At 40.7% G+C, this 18,952-nt stretch carries 19 protein-coding genes; 11 read left to right on the forward strand and 8 right to left on the reverse strand.

The window, feature by feature from the left end; genetic code table 11:
* Positions 1–34: 34 nt before the first annotated feature.
* The 7 genes from RR876_RS11205 (at position 35) to RR876_RS11235 (ending at position 6,888) form a co-directional block, all read left to right on the forward strand.
* A complete protein-coding gene (locus RR876_RS11205) occupies positions 35–205 on the forward strand; it encodes a hypothetical protein (RefSeq protein WP_332637081.1) in 171 nt (56 codons plus the stop codon).
* Between the two features lie 215 nt (positions 206–420).
* On the forward strand, positions 421–1,248 hold the full coding sequence (locus RR876_RS11210; protein WP_332477996.1) for an OmpW family outer membrane protein: 828 nt from the start codon (positions 421–423) through the stop codon (positions 1,246–1,248).
* Between the two features lie 311 nt (positions 1,249–1,559).
* Positions 1,560–2,255, forward strand: coding sequence for an alpha/beta hydrolase (locus tag RR876_RS11215; protein ID WP_332477997.1), 696 nt, complete (start codon positions 1,560–1,562; stop codon positions 2,253–2,255).
* Positions 2,256–2,807: 552 nt separating this feature from the next.
* A complete protein-coding gene (locus RR876_RS11220; protein ID WP_332477998.1) occupies positions 2,808–4,268 on the forward strand; it encodes a cytochrome ubiquinol oxidase subunit I in 1,461 nt (486 codons plus the stop codon).
* The gene (gene cydB, locus RR876_RS11225) at positions 4,261–5,265 is read left to right on the forward strand and encodes a cytochrome d ubiquinol oxidase subunit II (protein ID WP_039889800.1); all 1,005 of its coding nucleotides are present in this window, start codon (positions 4,261–4,263) and stop codon (positions 5,263–5,265) included. Before RR876_RS11220 ends, cydB begins: the two co-directional genes overlap by 8 nt.
* A gap of 14 nt (positions 5,266–5,279) precedes the next feature.
* Positions 5,280–5,402 (forward strand): hypothetical protein, encoded by a 123-nt coding sequence (locus RR876_RS11230; protein ID WP_004694789.1) that lies wholly within the window; start codon positions 5,280–5,282, stop codon positions 5,400–5,402.
* A gap of 79 nt (positions 5,403–5,481) precedes the next feature.
* Entirely contained in the window at positions 5,482–6,888 is a 1,407-nt protein-coding gene (locus RR876_RS11235; protein WP_168158456.1) for a PLP-dependent aminotransferase family protein, read from the forward strand.
* Positions 6,889–7,021: 133 nt separating this feature from the next.
* Here the strand turns inward: RR876_RS11235 and RR876_RS11240 are convergent, their stop codons facing one another.
* The 6 genes from RR876_RS11240 to RR876_RS11265 form a co-directional block, all read right to left on the reverse strand.
* Complete coding sequence (locus RR876_RS11240) at positions 7,022–7,948, reverse strand: hypothetical protein (RefSeq protein WP_332477999.1); 927 nt, start codon at positions 7,946–7,948, stop codon at positions 7,022–7,024.
* A gap of 18 nt (positions 7,949–7,966) precedes the next feature.
* Positions 7,967–8,677 carry an LrgB family protein gene (locus tag RR876_RS11245; protein ID WP_332478000.1) on the reverse strand — a complete coding sequence of 237 codons (711 nt, stop codon included), beginning with the start codon at positions 8,675–8,677 and terminating at the stop codon, positions 7,967–7,969.
* Positions 8,670–9,086, reverse strand: a complete 417-nt coding sequence (locus RR876_RS11250) for a CidA/LrgA family protein (protein WP_332478001.1) — start codon at positions 9,084–9,086, stop codon at positions 8,670–8,672. The genes RR876_RS11245 and RR876_RS11250 overlap by 8 nt, the downstream gene beginning before the upstream one ends.
* A gap of 1 nt (position 9,087) precedes the next feature.
* The gene (locus RR876_RS11255) at positions 9,088–10,740 is read right to left on the reverse strand and encodes a nitrite/sulfite reductase (protein WP_332478002.1); all 1,653 of its coding nucleotides are present in this window, start codon (positions 10,738–10,740) and stop codon (positions 9,088–9,090) included.
* Positions 10,741–10,809: 69 nt separating this feature from the next.
* On the reverse strand, positions 10,810–11,631 hold the full coding sequence (locus RR876_RS11260) for a hypothetical protein (RefSeq protein ID WP_332478003.1): 822 nt from the start codon (positions 11,629–11,631) through the stop codon (positions 10,810–10,812).
* Positions 11,632–11,926: 295 nt separating this feature from the next.
* The gene (locus RR876_RS11265; RefSeq protein ID WP_259234301.1) at positions 11,927–12,388 is read right to left on the reverse strand and encodes an Lrp/AsnC family transcriptional regulator; all 462 of its coding nucleotides are present in this window, start codon (positions 12,386–12,388) and stop codon (positions 11,927–11,929) included.
* 108 nt (positions 12,389–12,496) lie between these two features.
* On the opposite strand from RR876_RS11265, the gene rarD reads away from it, so the two are divergent.
* On the forward strand, positions 12,497–13,402 hold the full coding sequence (gene rarD / locus RR876_RS11270) for an EamA family transporter RarD (RefSeq protein ID WP_332478004.1): 906 nt from the start codon (positions 12,497–12,499) through the stop codon (positions 13,400–13,402).
* A gap of 159 nt (positions 13,403–13,561) precedes the next feature.
* Here rarD and RR876_RS11275 read toward each other — a convergent pair whose 3' ends face one another.
* Positions 13,562–14,473, reverse strand: coding sequence for a LysR family transcriptional regulator (locus RR876_RS11275; RefSeq protein ID WP_332478005.1), 912 nt, complete (start codon positions 14,471–14,473; stop codon positions 13,562–13,564).
* A gap of 96 nt (positions 14,474–14,569) precedes the next feature.
* On the opposite strand from RR876_RS11275, the gene RR876_RS11280 reads away from it, so the two are divergent.
* Both RR876_RS11280 and RR876_RS11285 read left to right on the forward strand, forming a co-directional pair.
* The gene (locus RR876_RS11280; RefSeq protein WP_332478006.1) at positions 14,570–15,823 is read left to right on the forward strand and encodes an MFS transporter; all 1,254 of its coding nucleotides are present in this window, start codon (positions 14,570–14,572) and stop codon (positions 15,821–15,823) included.
* A 13-nt stretch (positions 15,824–15,836) separates the two neighbouring features.
* Positions 15,837–16,172, forward strand: coding sequence for a gamma-glutamylcyclotransferase family protein (locus RR876_RS11285; protein WP_332478007.1), 336 nt, complete (start codon positions 15,837–15,839; stop codon positions 16,170–16,172).
* Positions 16,173–16,294: 122 nt separating this feature from the next.
* Here the strand turns inward: RR876_RS11285 and RR876_RS11290 are convergent, their stop codons facing one another.
* Positions 16,295–18,202 (reverse strand): 5'-nucleotidase C-terminal domain-containing protein, encoded by a 1,908-nt coding sequence (locus tag RR876_RS11290; protein WP_332478008.1) that lies wholly within the window; start codon positions 18,200–18,202, stop codon positions 16,295–16,297.
* A gap of 273 nt (positions 18,203–18,475) precedes the next feature.
* Between RR876_RS11290 and RR876_RS11295 the strand changes: the two genes are divergently transcribed.
* Complete coding sequence (locus RR876_RS11295; RefSeq protein WP_332478009.1) at positions 18,476–18,946, forward strand: spore coat U domain-containing protein; 471 nt, start codon at positions 18,476–18,478, stop codon at positions 18,944–18,946.
* Positions 18,947–18,952 lie beyond the last annotated feature (6 nt).

An 18,952-nucleotide genomic window follows, 5' to 3' on the forward strand; every position in this document is an offset into this window, starting at 1 on the left:
CACCTCACCCATTTCTTGTTGAGATGAGTGACCAGTGGAACATCGCCAAATTCAATTTTTAAACCCTAAAAAACAAGCTTCATTTGAAACAATGAAACACGCTGCTTTAATTATTGATAACAGATCAATTTTCCCCAAAATCAATCTTTCAGCGCAGCCTGCTCATCTTATAACATTATGGAAATTCAGCTCTGCTTTTTTTTGAAAACTGAACACCACAAAAAATGATTATCAGTAATAAATACTTTATAAAAACTAAAAACAGAAGTAAGAAAAAGCAAAAACACTGCTTTAAAATCAATATGTTATTTTTTGTATCTCGATATGTATTTTATACCAAACAGTAAATAATATCTAAAACAGATTTCCTATAGGATTTTAGGAAATTTAGAAAAAAAATTAAGAAAGGAATGTAATATTATGAAGTTAGTTTTAAAAACTGTGTTACCCATCGCTTTTATTTGCGCAGTTCCAGCCACTCAAGCTACCACTTCTGATGGAAAAACATGGGGTGTTTCAGCAGGCTGGTTACATGTAATGCCTCAAAGTGAAAAACAAGGTGTATACGGCAGTACGACAGAGAAAGCACCCTTGATCCCCAATACTGCTGCATCATCCCCTCAAGCTGGTTTTGAGGTACAGGATGCCGACACCGCAGGTTTGATGCTCGATTATTTTGTGAATGATAATGTGTCTCTTGAATTGGTTTTAGGTGCGCCGCCTGAAATGGAACTTTCTGGAAAAGGACGTATTACCATTCCTATTTTAGGTACAGAACGTACCGCTGCTAATTTAGATAAATTTGATAAAATTGCGACCACAGATGCCTATACCCCGACCTTTTTAGCCAAATATCATTTTGGGGCAATCAGCAATAAACTCCGTCCTTATGTCGGTGCTGGGGTCATGTATGCACATTTTAGTGATGTTAAAGCAGATCCAAATGTAAATGCTGAATTGAATAGCGATCCACTCTTAGCATTATTAAAACCTGAGCTTGGAAAAATTAAGGTTGACGATGCTTTTGCACCCGTTGTGATTGCAGGTTTAGATTACAATATTAATCAAGACTGGTTTGCTACAGCCTCTGTAAGTTATGCCCATCTTTCCACTAAAGCTGAGTTAAACGTCATCGGTAATACTCAATTATTTAATCCGAACAGTCCGCGTGATAGCATTCTCAAAGGTGAAAGTAAAATTGAAATTAACCCAATTGTGACGTATTTAGGGATTGGTTACCGTTTCTAAGATTTGAGTATCTACTAGTTGATTTTATTGAGGTTACTCTGGCGACAGTGTAGCCTTTTAAAGCACCTAATTCACCGATAAAAATGCGTTCATCCAAAACTTCACTTCATCAATAAAATCTATAGAAAAAATAAAATATTAATCACATAAAATGCCAATTTTTTAGTGTAATTGACATTTTTCCAAGTCTTTTATCTATATTTTTTTAACTTACAATTAGTTAAATTAACTTTTACAGATATCCATAAAACCAATCTAGCACGGCCATATTTTTAACGATAAGATCATATTTTTACTCTAGGGATGAGAAGATGAATAAGAAGCCAACAATTATTTTAGTACATGGATTTTGGGGCGGAGCTGCCCATTGGTCGAAAGTCATTACTGACCTATCTCACCGAGGTTACGAAGCCCTACGCGCAGTTGAACTGCCGCTCACCTCTTTGGCGGATGATGTCGAACGAACCCGTAAAATGATTGCACAAGTACAAGGTGATGTACTTTTAGTTGGCCACTCCTATGGAGGTGCGGTCATTACTGAAGTGGGGAACCAACCTAATGTTGTAGGTCTAGTTTATATTGCAGCTTTTGCACCCGATACTGGTGAAAGCCCAGGTGGCATTACGCAGCAACATTTACCTGTGGGTGCACCCAACTTAGAACCCGACAGTGACGGATACCTTTGGGTTAAAGCCGATAAATACCATGAAAGCTTCTGTCAGGACTTAACGAATGATGAAGGACTGGTCATGGGCATCACCCAGAAAGCCCCTGTTGCCAGTACCTTTGGCGATACCATTTCAAACCCAGCATGGAAAACCAAGCCATCTTGGTACCAAATTTCAACTGAAGACCGCATGATTCACCCTGAAAACCAAGCCATGATGTCTTCACGCTTAAATGCTCAAAAAGTCATTTCTTTAGATGCCAGTCATGCTTCACTTGCATCTCAACCCAAAGCCGTTGCTGATTTAATTGATGAAGCCGCAACTTTCCTTGCGCGTTAAACTATCTATATTGAAGGGAGTCTAATGACTCCCTTTTTTAGAGCTATTTTTAGATCTCAAACTACCTTCAAATCACAATAGATAGCGCAATATCATTATCCTATAGGTGTGAATATTCGCACATACTCGGTTCGATTGCTTTCAGCAAAACCTCAGCTTTTGCTACTGAAGCTGTCCTTCATAATGAAGTTCCCTCGTTAAAGTTTCGCTTCAAACGACGCTATTTCAAACCATACGTTATGCGGGTTTTGAATAACATTTTTTAACTAACTCAGCGTCCAAACTTTCTGTATATTTTAATGAAGTAATAAAAATGAATAGATCATAAAAACAGTTCAAAAAATATAACAGCCTTAGTGCGTTTTTCTATTTTGTTATATTTTTTCTCTCCAATTCTTGTACCTACATCTTCTCGACATCCTGATGCAAGATCATCATCAGTATTTTAAGTAGGTAGTTTTTAATGAAACGATCTATGCTTTTTTATCATTCCGATCTAGACAGCAACTGGGTATCGAACTGTCGATATTCCTGCCAGCCATGGAGGATGCAATGAGCCTCGGATTAACCGCGCTTGAGTTGGCAAGAATTCAATTTGCCTTTACTGTTTCTTTTCATATTATTTTTCCTGCAACTTCTATTGGTTTAGCCTGCTTTCTTGCGATGCTGGAATGGAAGTGGCTGCGCACCCAAAATCCAATTTATAAAGACTTATTTAAGTACTGGATTAAGATTTTTGCCGTGGCATTTGCTATGGGGGTTGTTTCGGGCATTGTCATGGCCTACCAGTTCGGGACCAACTGGAGTGAATTTTCACGCATCGCAGGCAGTGTCACAGGGCCACTGCTCACGTATGAAGTCATGAGCGCCTTCTTTTTAGAGGCAGGTTTCTTGGGCATTATGCTATTTGGTTGGGGACGCGTCAGTCCCAAAGCCCACTTTTTTGCCACTTTAATGGTTGCCATCGGTACTTGTATTTCCATGTTCTGGATTCTATCTTCCAACAGTTGGATGCAGACACCTCAAGGTTTTGCCATCGAAAATGGCATTATTGTCCCCACAGACTGGTGGGCAATTGTGTTTAATCCATCCTTTCCCTACCGATTTGCCCATATGGCAGCAGCGGCCTTCCTTGTCTCATCACTTTTGGTGGTTGGCACCGCAGCATGGCATTTGCTGAAAGGTCGTCGTGATGAATTGGTGAAAAAGTCTTTTTCCATGGGCTTATGGATGGTACTGGTCACGTCTTGCTTACAAGTTGTGATTGGGGACAACCACGGTTTAAATACCTTAAAACACCAACCTGCAAAATTGGCAGCCATTGAGGGTCATTGGGAAACCAATCGTGATCATGGCATGCCTTTATTACTGTTCGCTTTACCGAATATGGAAACAGAGTCGAATGATCTTGAGATTGGTATTCCCAATCTGGGCAGTTTGATTCTGACGCATTCCCTAGAGGGTCAGGTCACTGGTTTAAAAGACTTCGCAGCTGAAGACCGTCCGAATGCACTGATTGTATTCTGGAGTTTCCGGGTCATGGTTGGCTTGGGCATGTTAATGGTTTTACTCTCATTAACAGCGCTGTGGCTACGTAAAAAAGGCTCTCTATACGAAAGCAGTTGGTTTCATAAATTTGCCATTATTATGGGACCTACAGGATATATCGCGCTCCTAGCAGGTTGGGTTACCACAGAAGTTGGTCGTCAGCCTTGGGTCGTGTATGGCGTCATTCGCACTAAAGACGGTTTATCGCATACAGTCACCGCAGATCAAGTCGGCTTGAGCCTGATTATTTTTGTTCTGGTCTATACCGTCGTCTTTGGCGCGGGTATTTACTACATGCTGCGCTTGATCAAATTAGGCCCTGCTTTTTCTACGCCTGTAGATGCCGTGCACGATACTGGCCCGGGGCATTTTAAAACCCCTCTACGTCCACTCAGTGCTGTTGAAGAGTCTATCGATACCACTGATCCTTCTGCTCAAAATAGTAAGGAGAAACCACATGATTGATCTCGCTTTGGTTTGGGTCGGTATTATCGGGCTCGGGGTACTCATCTATGTGGTCATGGATGGTTTCGACTTAGGCATTGGCATTCTGTTTCCCTTTATGAACGGAACGCAAGAACGCGATGTGATGATGAATACCGTCGCACCCGTTTGGGACGGCAATGAAACATGGATGGTACTAGGTGGTGCTGGCTTATTCGCTGCATTTCCTTTGGTCTATTCAACTGTTTTATCGGCACTGTATTTACCCATTATCTTTATGGTGGTTGCCTTGATTTTCCGCGGTGTGGCCTTCGAGTTCCGCTTCAAAGCCACGCGCACCAAATACCTCTGGGATCTCGCGTTTATTTGGGGCTCTATCTTATCGAGCTTTTTCCAAGGCGTGATTTTAGGGGCTTATATCCAAGGTATTCAGACCACCAATGGTATTTACAGCGGTGGTGGATGGGACTGGTTCACACCATTTACATGTTTTACTGGTCTAGGGGTGGTGGTCATGTACGCCACTTTAGGTTGTGGTTGGCTCATTTGGAAAACCGAAAAAGAGATACAGCAGCGGATGTTTCATCTCATGCCTAGGCTGATTATTGCTTTGCTCATCATCTTCGGTGCCGTGAGTTTGTATACGCCGCTGACCCATCCTGAAATTGCACAGCGTTGGTTCTCTCTGCCGAATCTATACTATTTTAGCCCAGTGCCAATTTTAGTCTTACTGTTTGTTGGCTTGATTCTATCTGCGTGCAAAAAGCAGCATGAACTAAAACCGTTTATCTATACTTTGGCTTTAGTCTTTTTGGCTTTTACTGGCTTCGTCATCAGCTTATGGCCCAATATTATTCCGCCATCGGTCACTATTTGGCAGGCCGCTGCACCTGAGTCAAGTTTAAAGTTTACTTTGGTGGGAGCTGCAATTTTAATCCCAATCATCATTGCCTATACCTTCTTGTCCTATTGGGTGTTCCGTGACAAAGTACGTATAGGGGATCAGGGTTATCATTAATTGAGGAGATAGACATGAAAAAATTTGTTGATCGACTCAGCCCACGATTATGGTTTATTTTATTGTGGTGCTTTGGCTTTATTTCTCTCGCACTGATTGCGGGTTTCTTTAAGCTGTTACTGAGTTTTGCTTACTAAAGCCAGCTAAGCATTTTTTATGAATTAGGCACGGGACTTTCAATACATGTCCTGTGCCTTTTAATTGCAGCGAACCTATATGTATAAATCAGAAAAACTTGCGCTCAGCCTGAAACATTTGATCGAAAGTGGTTTTTGGAAAGCCAACGATAAACTACCTTCACTCCGTCAACAAGCTGAAACATCGGGTTTTAGCTTAATGACCGTGATGAATGCCTATCAGGAACTCGAAGCGCAAGGGCTGATTTATTCACAAGAAAAACTCGGTTACTTTGTGACAGGCGATGCACGCTCAGAAAACAACTCCAATAGTGTCATCCTCAACGAAAAAATTGAAATCAACTCTAAAATTTTCAGATATTTAAAATCGATCCAATCTGAACAAATGGTTCCCTTTGGCATTGCCTTTCCCAACAGCCAACTGCTCTACTCTGCCAAGCTGATGCAAACGTTGGGACAACGTGCCAAACACCGTCTTAGTTATGAACAGATGCCAAGTTTACCTCCCGGAAACTTTGAGCTGCGGAAACTGATTGCACAGCGCTACTGTATGCAAGGGATTCCAACAGACCCGTCCGATATCGTAATTACCTCGGGCGGATTAGATGCTTTAAACCTCTCCTTACAAGCTATGACCCAACCGGGTGACTATATTTTACTTCAAAAAACTATATTTTATGGCGCATGGCAAGCGGCTGAACATTTGGGCCTAAAAGTCATTAGTATTCCTGAACATGAAGAACACGGTATTGACCTTGAAGCTTTTAAAGATGCGATTGAGCGTTATCCAATTAAAGTCTGTCTGCTGATGCTCAACAGTCACAACCCTATTGGTTTTACGGTCAGTGATGACATCAAATACCAACTGGCAAAGCTACTGCATGAGCGCGATATTTATTTAATTGAAGACGATGTTTATGAAGAGCTTTATTTTGATCATAAAAAGCCGCTGTCGATGAAATACTTTGATCAGAAAAATTTGGTTTTACACTGCTCTTCTTTTTCAAAAACTTTAGGTGCGGGTTTTCGGATTGGTTGGGTCTATGCGGGTAAATTTTCGGAGCATATTCAGCATTTACAACTGATGAGCACGCTTTCCGTTAACTCATTTATTCAAAATGCCTTGGTCGATTATTTATCGCATCGACACTATGAAAAGCACTTAAAAACTTTGCGTAACACCTTAAAACGTCTCAAAAATCAGTATTACACTTATTTATCTGAACATTTGTCTGAAGATTATCAAATTCATTATTATCCATCGGGCTATTTTCTTTGGATTACTTTGCCCGAGCAGATCAATGGCAATTTAATTTATGAGCAGCTCTTAGAGAAAAATATCAGCATTGCGCCTGGCTCATTATTTTATCAAACGGATAATATTCCACATCATATTCGGATCAATTGTTCATTTGAAATCAATGAACGTATTCAAAATGCCTTAGATGCCTTGATCCAATGTATTTATCCAGAAGCCTTTGAATAAAAGTTGAATGGTTTAAATCCAGACTGATTTAAACCATGTTTTTATTTTAAGAGACTCACTGCCCATACTGCAAATATCACCATCGTAGAGATAAAATGACATGATCAGATCGGATCATGTCATTCCTCTCAAGCTAGGTATAGGATTTCTCAGCACTCATATTCTGAAAATAGGTGCGATAGATATAGACACAGCCAAGTGAAAAACCAGCCATCAGGCCAGATGCCATGGGTAAATGCATCACACTGTCTTGAGGAAAGACAAAAACCAAAAATGGAAAGGCATATACCGCTGGAATCCGCATATCAAAGAGCTTGAGCAAAAGAAACATCAAGGGCATATATATGAGGCTGAGCAGTATCCAATCTTGAATCCACAACTGCATAAGCACGGCCATTGAAATCGACAGTGCCAACACAGCAACCTGCTTAAGATACATTTTCAACGAATACATCATCATATTTAATGATTCGTACACCACCACTGTAATCGGTGGAATCAGTGCCATCGCTTCAATCTTGAAAATAGCAGCGAGTGCAAAACCGATTAAAGTAATACTGGCATACACACCTATTTTTCGTCGATCAAAATTGCCTTTTCTCTCCACACCTTGGTTCAGTTTAAAGAGCACAACACCCAACATTAGGATAAAACTGGTGGCAAAAATCGAAATCAAAAACGATATTTCATAGGCTTGGGTCACAATCGGCAAGAAACCCGTGGCCAGTGCGGGCGGTAATATATAGTTAAACATCCGCATCACGAGCAACATGGCACAGAGAACCAAAACCAGTTTGAACAGATATGAAATCGGCATCAAATTAATACAGAAGCCTATAACAGCGGTCAAACTGGGTAAAATAAAAATTTTATCTGGCTGATTCAGCCAATGTTTATCTCGATAGACCCACAGTCCAACAGCCATAGCCGCCATTTCAGGCAGAATAATTTCACGATCATTCAGTCCATAGGCAGCCGCCACCATAAGCCCTATAAAGACAAAGGCCGCGAGATAACTTTTGGGACTTAAGATTGTCTTTGCATGTGACATAGGATTCATATTCGATTCCTTATTGATTTAAAACGATATAAAGCCAAGTAAATACTTCGTCACTGCAATCAGCGATGGCGCAAATAGCACCATAATGATGCCTGAAATAATCATCGAGAGACTGGCAATGACGCCTTCCAATTCATGCCGCTGTCTTGCCCGAGCTATGCCCATAGCATGTGCGGCATTACCTAGTGCTGCGCCCGAAGCAAGATGATTTTTATATTTCATCCAAAGCAAAAGGAGGTCTCCCAACAACATACCGACCAAACCTGTAATCACAGTAAATAGCGGAATCAGGCTGATAGAGCCCCCCACTTTTTCGGTAAGCACTAAAGCGAAAGGAATCGAAATGGAACGCGCCAACAGGCTATTTTTAACGATGTCATCAAAATCCAATAGGCTCGCCAAAAACCAACTGCTGAAAATACCCACCAACATGGCGAGGCTAGAACTGAAGAGCAACACTTTAAAATGTTGCTGAATCATGCGGCGATAACGAAAAATAGGAATAGCAAAAGCCACTGTGATTGGACCGAGCATGGCCACCAAATATTGGGTATAAAAGTAATAGTCTTGGAACTGATGCTGTAAAAGAAAGATCAGTACGATGCTCAAGCTAGGAACAACAATAATGGGGGATAAATAGATTTTTTGGGTTCGAACAAAAAGCTGCTTTGCCATGAAATAGCACAGCACGGTCCAAACCAAGTAAAAAAGCCCCCAGCATTCAGTCATACTGTTCTTCCTGTTTTGGTTCCAGATTTAGCACTGGCTGCTTTAACAACAACCGTACGCTATATACAGAAACCATCATCACCAAAGCGGTGCTGATTAAAATCACCAGCAGAATTCTCCAACCACTGGCTATCAATAAATCCTGATATTGAATCACGCCGACCACCGGCGGAATGAAAAACAGCAGTAATTCCGCCAGTAACAGTTCTGCACCGCGTTCAACGTGGGCTAATTTCAACCACTTCATTTCAAGTAAGAACAACAGCAGAAAAAAACCTAATACCCCTGATGCCACAGGCAAATTCAATAACTTTTGTAAGACATAAGCACAGCTCCAAACGGCCAAAATAATGATGATTTGGTAGCTCGCTGTTTTTAGCTTCTTCAGCCGAGTTCGGTCATGCAACATCTCAATTTATGTCCGCATATGCCCGCTCTTTAAACGGCTGGATCGAGACACGTTTGTAGGTTTCTAAAAAAGATTCATGTGCTAAACGAAGATCCAGATAAGTATTTAGAATTTCTTCCAGCACATCGGGAATATCTTCCACAGGAAATGATGGCCCTAAAATATCACCGATGGATGCATCATGATCTGAGTTACCGCCTAAACTAATTTGGTAATATTCAGCGCCTTTTTTATCGACACCTAGAATGCCAATATTACCGACATGGTGGTGTCCACACGCATTCATACAACCTGAAATGTTCAAATCGACCCTGCCTAAATGATATAAAGCATCCAGATCATCAAAACGGCGAGCAATCGCCTCATACACCGGAATGGATTTGGCATTTGCCAATGAGCAAAAATCGCCGCCCGGACAGCAAATCATGTCAGTCAGAAAGTCAATATGCGCTCGGGCCAAATTGCCACGATCTAAGATTTGCCACAGTTCAAACAGATCCTTTTGGCGTACATCGGTTAAGGCAATATTTTGCTCATGCGTGGTTCGCAGCTCACCAAAGGTATATTGGTCAGCCAAATCTGCAATTAAACGCATTTCATCGGAAGTCATATCCCCCGGAGCCACACCCGCCCGTTTTAAGCTGATTGTGACTATGCGGTAGCCCGCGACTTTATGTGCATGGGTATTGATATTGAACCAGTGTTTAAACTTCGGATACTGTTGGAACAAAGCTTCAAAATTTTCTGCATCTAAAGGTTCATAGGCAAACGGTCGAAATACTGCATCCATTTGCGCTAAAACACTAGGCTGAACTTTGAGCAGTGTTTGAGTATGTGCAAACTCAGCTTCAACTTTTTCCGCAAAGCCCGCTGGAGTGAGGGCTTTCACTAAAATTTTAATACGCGCTTTGTATTTATTATCACGGCGACCATGCAAGTTATATACGCGCATGATGGCATCTAAATAAGCAATTAAATCTTCACGGGCTAAAAATGGCTTAATGACATGTCCCGCTAAAGGGGTGCGTCCAAGCCCACCGCCGACTTTAATTTGATAACCCAACTCCCCCGCTTCATTTTCCACCAGATAAACACCAACATCATGGAAAGTTGTGGCAGCACGGTCTTGTTCAGGGTGTGCACAGACCGCAATTTTAAATTTACGCGGAAGGAATGAAAACTCTGGATGGAAAGTACTCCACTGGCGAATTAGTTCACAGGTGGGACGTGGGTCTTTGAGCTCCCCTGCAACTACACCGGCATACTGGTCTGTGGTGGTGTTTCGAATACAGTTGCCACTGGTCTGAATAGAATGCATGTGTACCGTAGCGAGTTCCTGCAAAATATCAGGAACATCTTCAAGTTGCGGCCAATTCAATTGAATATTTTGACGCGTAGAAATATGCGCATAACCACGATCATACTTCTGCGCAACCTCAGCCACCTTACGCAATTGCAATGAGTTCATTAAGCCATAAGGCACTGCCAAACGTAGCATGGGTGCATAGCGTTGAACATATAAACCATTTTGTAAGCGTAAGGGCCGGTATTCTTCTTCAGTCAGTTTTCCCTCTAAATAACGCTGCGTTTGGTTGCGAAACTGTGCGACACGTTCATTTAATAAATTTTGATCAAAGTCTGTATATAAAAACATGGGGATGACCTAAGTATATGCATCAATATGAAAGAAAAGCTGTTTTGAATGGCGCATCAAAAATGCAAATTAGGCGAAAAAAGTCGCCTGCTTTCGGGACACGCCATGTTGTAGACAGGTCTGCATATACTCGGCATAGACCGATAACTTTTCATAAATATGCTCGGCATAGAACATATCTTCAACCAACTGGGTCGCTTGCTGCTGGTTATAACTGCCATAACTCAACAGTAACTGCGCATTCAATGTGGCGAATTTTTCACATAAATCGATATATTGCTGATCTTTGTTTTTAAAGAACAATTTCCGCATATTCCATTCACTACTGTCGATGATGGCATCTTGTGGATGGGTAGAAATATAGTTAATTTTGACTTTAAAAAACTGTTCCAGCTCCGCGAGTTTTTGTGTATTGAGCACCAATGATGTCACCAAAAAAATCTGAGAGACATCAGTTCGACATAGTGCTTTGATCAATGAAAAATAGAAAAAATCGACATCATTAAATACGCTGTCACTCAAATCTAAATAAACATTGAGTGCCTCAAGTACATCATCTATTTTTAGGTTTTGTTTTTGCTCTGCTTGATAGTAACGATTGAGGATATTGAGTACGGTTGGCGTTGCAGGACTGCTATAAATCACAGGATGGTTCAAATTTGCCAAGATAAAAGGCGCAAATAAAAATGCGACCTCCGCGTGTTCTACTTGAATGGCAGACTGCACGATATACTGAACTTTAGCGCTTGAAAAATCTCGTAAAACTTTAGCACGTAGCAAAGTCGCTTCTAAGTTTAAATACTGCTGCGCAAGTAGATGTTGCAGTTGATCTGAAAGACTCTGCCCCTCAACCAATTCAGAAATTGTATTCAGTTGCTGTGTTATAAACATTACGCCACCATCAAGATTGTGATCCCTTCTTGAATCAAATTTTCAGCTAGTTTGGTGCGAATGAGTAGCTACAGTAAGGCTTGAAAAAACTATAACAGCGTGCCTCCTTCTCAAGTTTTATGGGTACAAAACCATCAAAATTAGAAAAATAAATTCGCTATTTAAATAGAAGCCAATCCCATCATGGCGTTATTTTGAGTGCCTAAAAATTCAGAAACTACTTTTCTATTTTCCTATTTCAAGCAGCCCCTTTAGCCATTGAATATAAGGTGGAATCTAGAAAGGAGAATAAAAGTTATGGCTGACAAGACACCTCTAAAGTTGTTTTGATCCGTTCTAACACAACAGTGGTTTTAAACCATTGCACATTGGCATTATGATGAAAAAGCTGATCACATAAGGCTTGAAACCGACTCATACTTGGCACCAAGAGTACCAGCATAAAATCTGCCTCACCGGTTACGTAATAACACTGCTGTACTTCTGGAATTGAAAAACTCGTTTTCAACGCCTCAAGGTCAGTCACATGGGTTTGGTTGACACGAACCTCGACAAAAATCGTAATCACTTGTCCCAATTTGTCTGGATCAAGTACCGCGGTATTGCCAATAATATAGCCACTGTCTCTTAATTTTTGAATGCGACGTTGTACCGAGGCAGTTGATAAATGCACTAAATCGGCCAATTCTCGGAGTGGCGTTAAGCAATCTTTTTGCAGATGCTCCAATAAAGCGAAATCAAATTTATCCAATTGCATGAGCAGCTTCCTGCGAGAAATTTTCTCATTCAAACTAATGATTACAAGCCATTTTATCAATAGGATTGCAATAAAATATCATCCATCCATACAGTTTTAGAACCGCCTATGTCTACGCATCCCAATACAGCACTTGGTATTAGCTTAAATGTCACGGCCTCGGTATTATTTGCTTTAATGTTTGCCTATACCTCACTTTTGGGCACGCTGGCAGGTACAGAAATTTACGGCTGGCGCATTGTATTGACTATTCCATGCCTGACGCTTTTTATTTGGCTCAAAGGCAATTGGCCTCAAGTGATTGTTATTTATCGCCGCTTCTACCAAGAGCGCTTTTTCTTTTTAACGCGAATTTTATCTTCGTTTTTAATTGGAATTCAATTATGGCTGTTTATGTGGGCACCCAGTCACGGCTATGGACTGGATGTTTCACTCGGTTATTTTATGATGCCGATTAGCATGGTGATTGTCGGTCGGATTGCCTTTAAAGAGCGAATGTCACGCTTTCAGCAACTGTCCTGTATTTTTGCAGTGCTGGGGATCTTGAACCTCTTGGCGATTTCTCAAACACTGAGTTGGCCCACTCTACTGATTTGCTTAGGTTATCCGATCTATTTTTGGCTCAGACAAAAAACGGAGACGAACAATATAGGCGGACTTTGGTTTGACATGATGCTGAGTCTCCCTGTCTGTATTTTCTTTATCATGCAAGGCAGTATCGTCACAGAAAGCCTATCTGAAAGTTCACATATGCTTTGGCTCATTTCAGGACTTGGACTAATCAGTGCACTGGCTTTGGCATTTCAGTCCTTGTCTGCCCCGCATTTAAACTTAAGCCTGTTTGGACTGTTGGTTTATGTTGAACCGATATTGTTAGTGGCCGTTTCAATCGCCTTAGGGGAAAGCATTACTTCAGCAGAATGGCCAACCTATATCGCCATTTGGCTCGCAGTTTTTACCCTCATGCTGGAAGGATTACGCAGCTTTAAAAAGAATCGTAAATTAGCGACATAGGCATTTTTTATGCATATTTTCCTCTAGATTACTCAAATTTAGACGTCTAGACATGTTTTGGTACTGAATCGAGAACTGACTTTCTGATTGTATTTAAATGGCTATTTGACTCCGCGAGTGACGTGCTGACAATTCATATTTAAAACGACATAGAGTGAATTACAGTGAACCTTTTAAATGATGATGCTGTCTCACAATACTATTCAATAAACTGGAAAAGTTGATTGCAGGTTGGCTATGCAAATCTGCCTTGAAGGCAATACCGAGTCCAATTGTCGCGGTCTTATTCTTCAGGTATTTATATTTAATCCCTTCAATTTTGAGCTGTTGGGTGGACTCAGGCACCAAAGAAATGCCCAAATTCGCCGCAACCAACGATAAAATCGAAACAATCTGAGGCGCTTGCTGTCCAATTTTAGGCGTGAAGCCATGCTGTTGGCAGCTATTTAAAATCGCGGCATACAGCCCGGCACTCACCTCTGGTGGTGAGACAATAAAGCTTTCATACTTAAATTCTGCCAAATCTACCACCTCATCTTCTGCGGAATATTGAATCGGCAAGGCTGCAATCAATTTTTCATCGATCAAATTACGAATCGTAATGGCTTTAGGATACTGCGCAGGTGGCCGGACAATCGCAATGTCTAATTCATTATTCAATAAACTTTCAATCAAAATCAAAGAATTGGCTTCTTTTAATACCAAATTCACCTGAGGGTATTGCTGTTGAAATGCTTGAATGGCTGTTGGAATTAAAGAGTTTAGAATTGAGGTGCCTGTAAAACCGAGCCGTAGTTCTCCCAATTCACCATTTGCTGCACTTTGGGTCAATTTCACCGCATTTTTCAGTTGGTTCTGAACAGGCAAAACCATTTTAAGAAAAGTTTCTCCTGCTGGTGTCAGAGTTACACCATGAGAGTAGCGATAAAAAAGTTCAACACCGATTTCCCTTTCCATTTTTTTAATTTGCATACTCAACGGCGGCTGACTTATGCCAAGACGCAAGGCAGCTTTAGAGAAACTTTGCTCTTCCGCGATAGCAATAAAATATTGAATATTGCGCAGCTCCATATATTAAAGCTATACCATTATTGAGTTATATATATTATACATATACAAGTATAGTTCTTAAAATAAAGCTTCTCTCCATTTTAAATCAGCCAAGTCATGAAACTGAGCTCTTCATTAGAAGCAGATTGGTCTACCCCTCAACAGCCGATTCCGCAGACCATCAGCCAAGGTACAGTTGAGTATAAAAGAGCGGGCATGGCGCTATTTTTGTTGGGTTTTGCCAGTTTTTCACTGATCTATTGCGTACAACCCTTACTGCCCAACTTAAGTCAGAGTTTCCATATTGCACCCAGTTCAAGTGCTCTAGCACTGTCCTTAACCACAGGCTTTTTAGCCATGTCAATCGTGCTATCCAGTGCTTTTTCACAAACATTGGGCAGAAAAGGCCTCATGTTTTTCTCTATGCTTTTGGCTTCTATACTCAATGTGGTATGCGCGGTTTCACCGAGTTGGCATGTGCTCATGGTTTCAAGAAGCTTAGAGGGTTTTGTTCTAGGTGGAGTTCCCGCTGTTGCAATGGCTTGGATTGCAGAAGAAATTAGTCCTAAAAATTTAAGTAAAACCATGGGGCTGTATATTGCAGGTACAGCATTTGGCGGCATGATGGGACGTGTTGGCATGGGCATTTTGACCGAGTTTTTCTCATGGCGTATTTCCATGGCCATTCTTGGCGGCATCTGTCTGTTCTGTGCATTTGGTTTTTTGAAACTCTTACCCAATTCACGAAATTTCATTGCCCAGCAAGGTCTCTCTTTTAAGTTCCATCTACATGCATGGTATGCACACTTGAGTCATATCCGCCTGCTAAAAATCTATGGGATTGGCTTTTTACTCACCAGTGTATTTGTCACGCTGTTTAATTATGTGACCTTCAGACTCTTTGCAGCACCCTATCATTTAAGCCAAACTCAAATAAGCCTGATCTTTTTATCTTATAGTTTGGGTATTATTTCCTCTTCGATTGCAGGCAATATTGCAGACCGAATAGGCAAAAAGCAGATGATGATCCTGGGCTTTTCATGCATGCTCTTAGGCGTGCTACTTACCCTTTCTGCCTCGTTGTTTTTGATTATTCTCGGGATTGGCTGTGTGACCACTGGCTTTTTTATTGCCCATGCCATTGCTAGCAGTCGAGTTGGAGAACTCGCAACATCTAATAAAGGTCATGCCACTTCTTTATATCTGCTTTTTTATTATTTAGGTTCAAGCATTGTGGGTGCGTATGGCGGAAATATCTGGCAAAGCCATGGCTGGAATGGCATCGTTATATTAAATATTTTTCTGATTCTAATTGCACTCATCGTTATTTTTTCAATAAAACCGCTTCGTTCTCCATCTGTTACCCATTAGGAACATCTACATCATGCAACAACACTTATTTGTCTACGGTACTTTAGGGCCAAACAAACCGAATGCTCATATTTTAGAAGTGATTGCCGGTACATGGAGCAAAGGTTCTGTGAAAGGTTTGCTTAAGGAAGCAGGTTGGGGAGCAGAACTTGGCTTTCCTGGGCTAATGCTAAGCCCAGATGGACCAACTGTTGATGGATATATATTTAGTTCAGAGCAATTAGATACGCTGTGGAACAGCTTGGATGAATTTGAAGGAAGTGAATATCAGCGTGTTTTAACTGAAGTCACTTTAGAAAATGGGCAAATACAACAGGCTTATGTTTATGCGTTAAATCATCTTGCATAAATCCAACCTCGCATACGGTGCTAAACCAAAAATCAGATACATTAAATTGCAGCATTAAGGTTTGGTCTTAGTGTTTTAAAAAGTCAGCTGGGTTCAGCTGACTTTTTAAAAATAAACTCAATCTACTCTTTATAATTTTGCGTACTGTAGTGTTCGACAGGCAAACGCGTTAACACTTTTTGCCCTTTAGCACCCGGCATACCTTCTACATACTGTAAAAAGGCTTCAGCATAATCTAGCCCCACATCGATTCGACGTGCCCCAATAATGCCCTTTAAGCTGGTATAAAAGTCTTGACCATCGGCAAGGAAATTAATGGTAATCACTTGATAGGTCTGATTTAAGTTTAAAGGTAAATACTGACCATCAGCATTTCGCACCTGTAAGTTCGATACACGCTGGCCTTTGGCTTGGGTTAAATCAACATCCCACTTTAAGCCCCCTGTATATGGATAACTGCCAGTGTTATTCAAAGCTACGGCATCAATCGCATCTTCTAAAGTTGACTTAATTTCCTGCCCAGTGGCTTGTAATTGCACCAGTGTATTTTTAAAGGGCAAGACGGTATAAATTTTCTCAACCGTAATATCGCCTTGGGGTACATCAACCCTGACCCCACCACCGTTTTGAATGGAAATATCTGCATTAAAATACTTTTTGCCTTGCTGTAAAAAGGCTTCTGCTACCAACTGTTGCACATCTCCACCATGTTGATTAGTAAAGTCGGCTTTATTACAAATATCACCGAGGCTTGAGCGTGAAGTATCTTTGGTTGCTCCAGGAACGCGACGTAAGCAAAGATTGCTTTCAGCTCTTGCCACAATCTCTTTGCCCAATAGATTTTTAGCCACTTTATACGGTTCTAAAATACTTAAAGCCGTCGTATCAGGCTGTATAATCCGTAAAGCATTACTATTTTCGACATCCTGTTTGATGTGTACAAGTTCAGTACTGGTTAGTGCGACAGCATCTTTTACAGTACGTTTAAAATTATCGCCAATCAATATATTGGCCTTGCCTGCGCAAGCATCAACTTTACCATTGGCATCAAAATTGACTTTTAACTGACCCACGACATAAGCATATTGCCATGCTTGAACCACACAAACCTGATCACCCTCTTTATTTTTCAATAGGGTTGGATAGTCGCCCTCAGGGGTAATGCCATAATTCTTTAATTTTGCATCAGCCAATAAAGTATGCGAGTCCCCACCAACAATTACATCGACGCCAGATAACTGCGCAGCCAGTTCTTTTTCTGCGCCATAACCCAAATGAGACTGCACGATAATTTTATTGATCCCTTGTTGCTTTAGTTCATCAATATATTTTTGTGCAGTGGTGACTTCATCCTTAAACAAGGTATCTGAGTTTGGGCGTGATGCATTTTTAGTTTTATTAGCAATGGTTAAGCCAATCAATGCAATTTTTTGGCCTTCTTTTTCTATAATGATATACGGCTTCACTAGATCAGTTCGATACAGTGGAGAACCTGCACCAAACTCAACATTTGCACTGAGTACTTGAGTTTTCGTTTTACAACTGCCTTTGTTGTTTAAGAAACCCATAAATTTTTGCAGGCCCGTATCTGTATTATCAAATTCATGATTGCCTAAAGTCAGTGTATCAAAACACACCGTATTCATTAGATCTGCTTCGGCCTCACCCTCTTTCAAGGTAAAATAGAGATCACCAGTAATGGCATCTCCCGAGTGAATTTTGATTGCATTTTTTTCACGGTTGGCCAACTCATTGATCAACGCAGTCACCCGCGCAAAACCACCATTCGCAACTTGGATTTCTTCACGCTTCCCTGCAGAGGTTTCTAACATTAATTTGAGCGTCTCCTCATCTAAATGTGAGTGGCTATCGTTAATGTGGATGAGATTCACCTCAAGTGCTTTATTCTGCTCAACGGGCGCAGTATTGTCTTTATTATCATCATCATTACACCCTACAAGTAATGCACTGAAAAATAATAAACCACAGGTCAGACCTGAAGTTTTAATGGGCTTATTTCGAATAATCACAGCTGTCCCCAATGTTTATTTATTAAACAACCATCATGCAAGGACACCATTTAAAATTCGTGACACGCACAGAATATTCTTGCTGATATCTACATATTTTTGATCTTTATACGGTTTTTTTATTCTTATGTAGCGCTAATTTTACCAAGTGATTAAATATGACTCATTTATCCGATCATTATGTAATATAGATCATAGTAATCAACGTTATATTTCCCTATATTAGTCATATAACTATTGATAATGATCCTAGTCTCATGGAGACAAAAAATCATGAAACTTTTTAAATATTCTTTTGCAATTTTAGCCGTCATTTCTGTTTCGGCTTACACTATGAGTGACCGCCAATCCTCACAGTTTCAAGTGAAAATGCAAGTTACTGAAATCTGTGATATTGGAACAGGAACCACGTCAGATATCGATTTTGGTACAGTGACACGTAACGCGCAAAATGTACAAGCTACAGGAAGTTTAAACGTACACTGTACTAATGGCACGCCATATAACATTGCTTTAAATAGTAATGGCCGCTTAAGACATAACAATGATGTTTCTATACAAATCCCTTACCAGTTGTATCAAGATGCCGCGATGAGTAAAGAATGGGGCAATATTGCAAACAATCGTTTGTCTCAACAAGGTACAGGACAAACGCAAAATATTACCATTTGGGGGAAAGTACCAAATACCAATGTTCCAGCAGGTCAATATAGTGACAAAGTGACTGCAACCATTACCTATTAGGACACT

Origin of the sequence: Acinetobacter sp., from assembly GCF_036666595.1 — a bacterium.
In the GTDB taxonomy this organism is placed as follows: Bacteria; Pseudomonadota; Gammaproteobacteria; order Pseudomonadales; family Moraxellaceae; genus Acinetobacter.

Coding starts and splice junctions, on each gene's coding strand:
- RR876_RS11245 (WP_332478000.1), bottom strand. CDS start 8,677: ATGACTGAATGCTGGGGGCTTTTTTACTTGGTTTGGACCGTGCTGTGC.
- RR876_RS11250 (WP_332478001.1), bottom strand. CDS start 9,086: ATGTTGCATGACCGAACTCGGCTGAAGAAGCTAAAAACAGCGAGCTAC.
- RR876_RS11230 (WP_004694789.1), top strand. CDS start 5,280: ATGAAAAAATTTGTTGATCGACTCAGCCCACGATTATGGTTTATTTTA.
- RR876_RS11260 (WP_332478003.1), bottom strand. CDS start 11,631: ATGTTTATAACACAGCAACTGAATACAATTTCTGAATTGGTTGAGGGG.
- RR876_RS11285 (WP_332478007.1), top strand. CDS start 15,837: ATGCAACAACACTTATTTGTCTACGGTACTTTAGGGCCAAACAAACCG.
- RR876_RS11240 (WP_332477999.1), bottom strand. CDS start 7,948: ATGAATCCTATGTCACATGCAAAGACAATCTTAAGTCCCAAAAGTTAT.
- RR876_RS11210 (WP_332477996.1), top strand. CDS start 421: ATGAAGTTAGTTTTAAAAACTGTGTTACCCATCGCTTTTATTTGCGCA.
- RR876_RS11295 (WP_332478009.1), top strand. CDS start 18,476: ATGAAACTTTTTAAATATTCTTTTGCAATTTTAGCCGTCATTTCTGTT.
- rarD (WP_332478004.1), top strand. CDS start 12,497: ATGTCTACGCATCCCAATACAGCACTTGGTATTAGCTTAAATGTCACG.
- RR876_RS11280 (WP_332478006.1), top strand. CDS start 14,570: ATGAAACTGAGCTCTTCATTAGAAGCAGATTGGTCTACCCCTCAACAG.
- RR876_RS11265 (WP_259234301.1), bottom strand. CDS start 12,388: ATGCAATTGGATAAATTTGATTTCGCTTTATTGGAGCATCTGCAAAAA.
- RR876_RS11255 (WP_332478002.1), bottom strand. CDS start 10,740: ATGTTTTTATATACAGACTTTGATCAAAATTTATTAAATGAACGTGTC.
- RR876_RS11220 (WP_332477998.1), top strand. CDS start 2,808: ATGAGCCTCGGATTAACCGCGCTTGAGTTGGCAAGAATTCAATTTGCC.
- RR876_RS11215 (WP_332477997.1), top strand. CDS start 1,560: ATGAATAAGAAGCCAACAATTATTTTAGTACATGGATTTTGGGGCGGA.
- RR876_RS11275 (WP_332478005.1), bottom strand. CDS start 14,473: ATGGAGCTGCGCAATATTCAATATTTTATTGCTATCGCGGAAGAGCAA.
- cydB (WP_039889800.1), top strand. CDS start 4,261: ATGATTGATCTCGCTTTGGTTTGGGTCGGTATTATCGGGCTCGGGGTA.
- RR876_RS11235 (WP_168158456.1), top strand. CDS start 5,482: ATGTATAAATCAGAAAAACTTGCGCTCAGCCTGAAACATTTGATCGAA.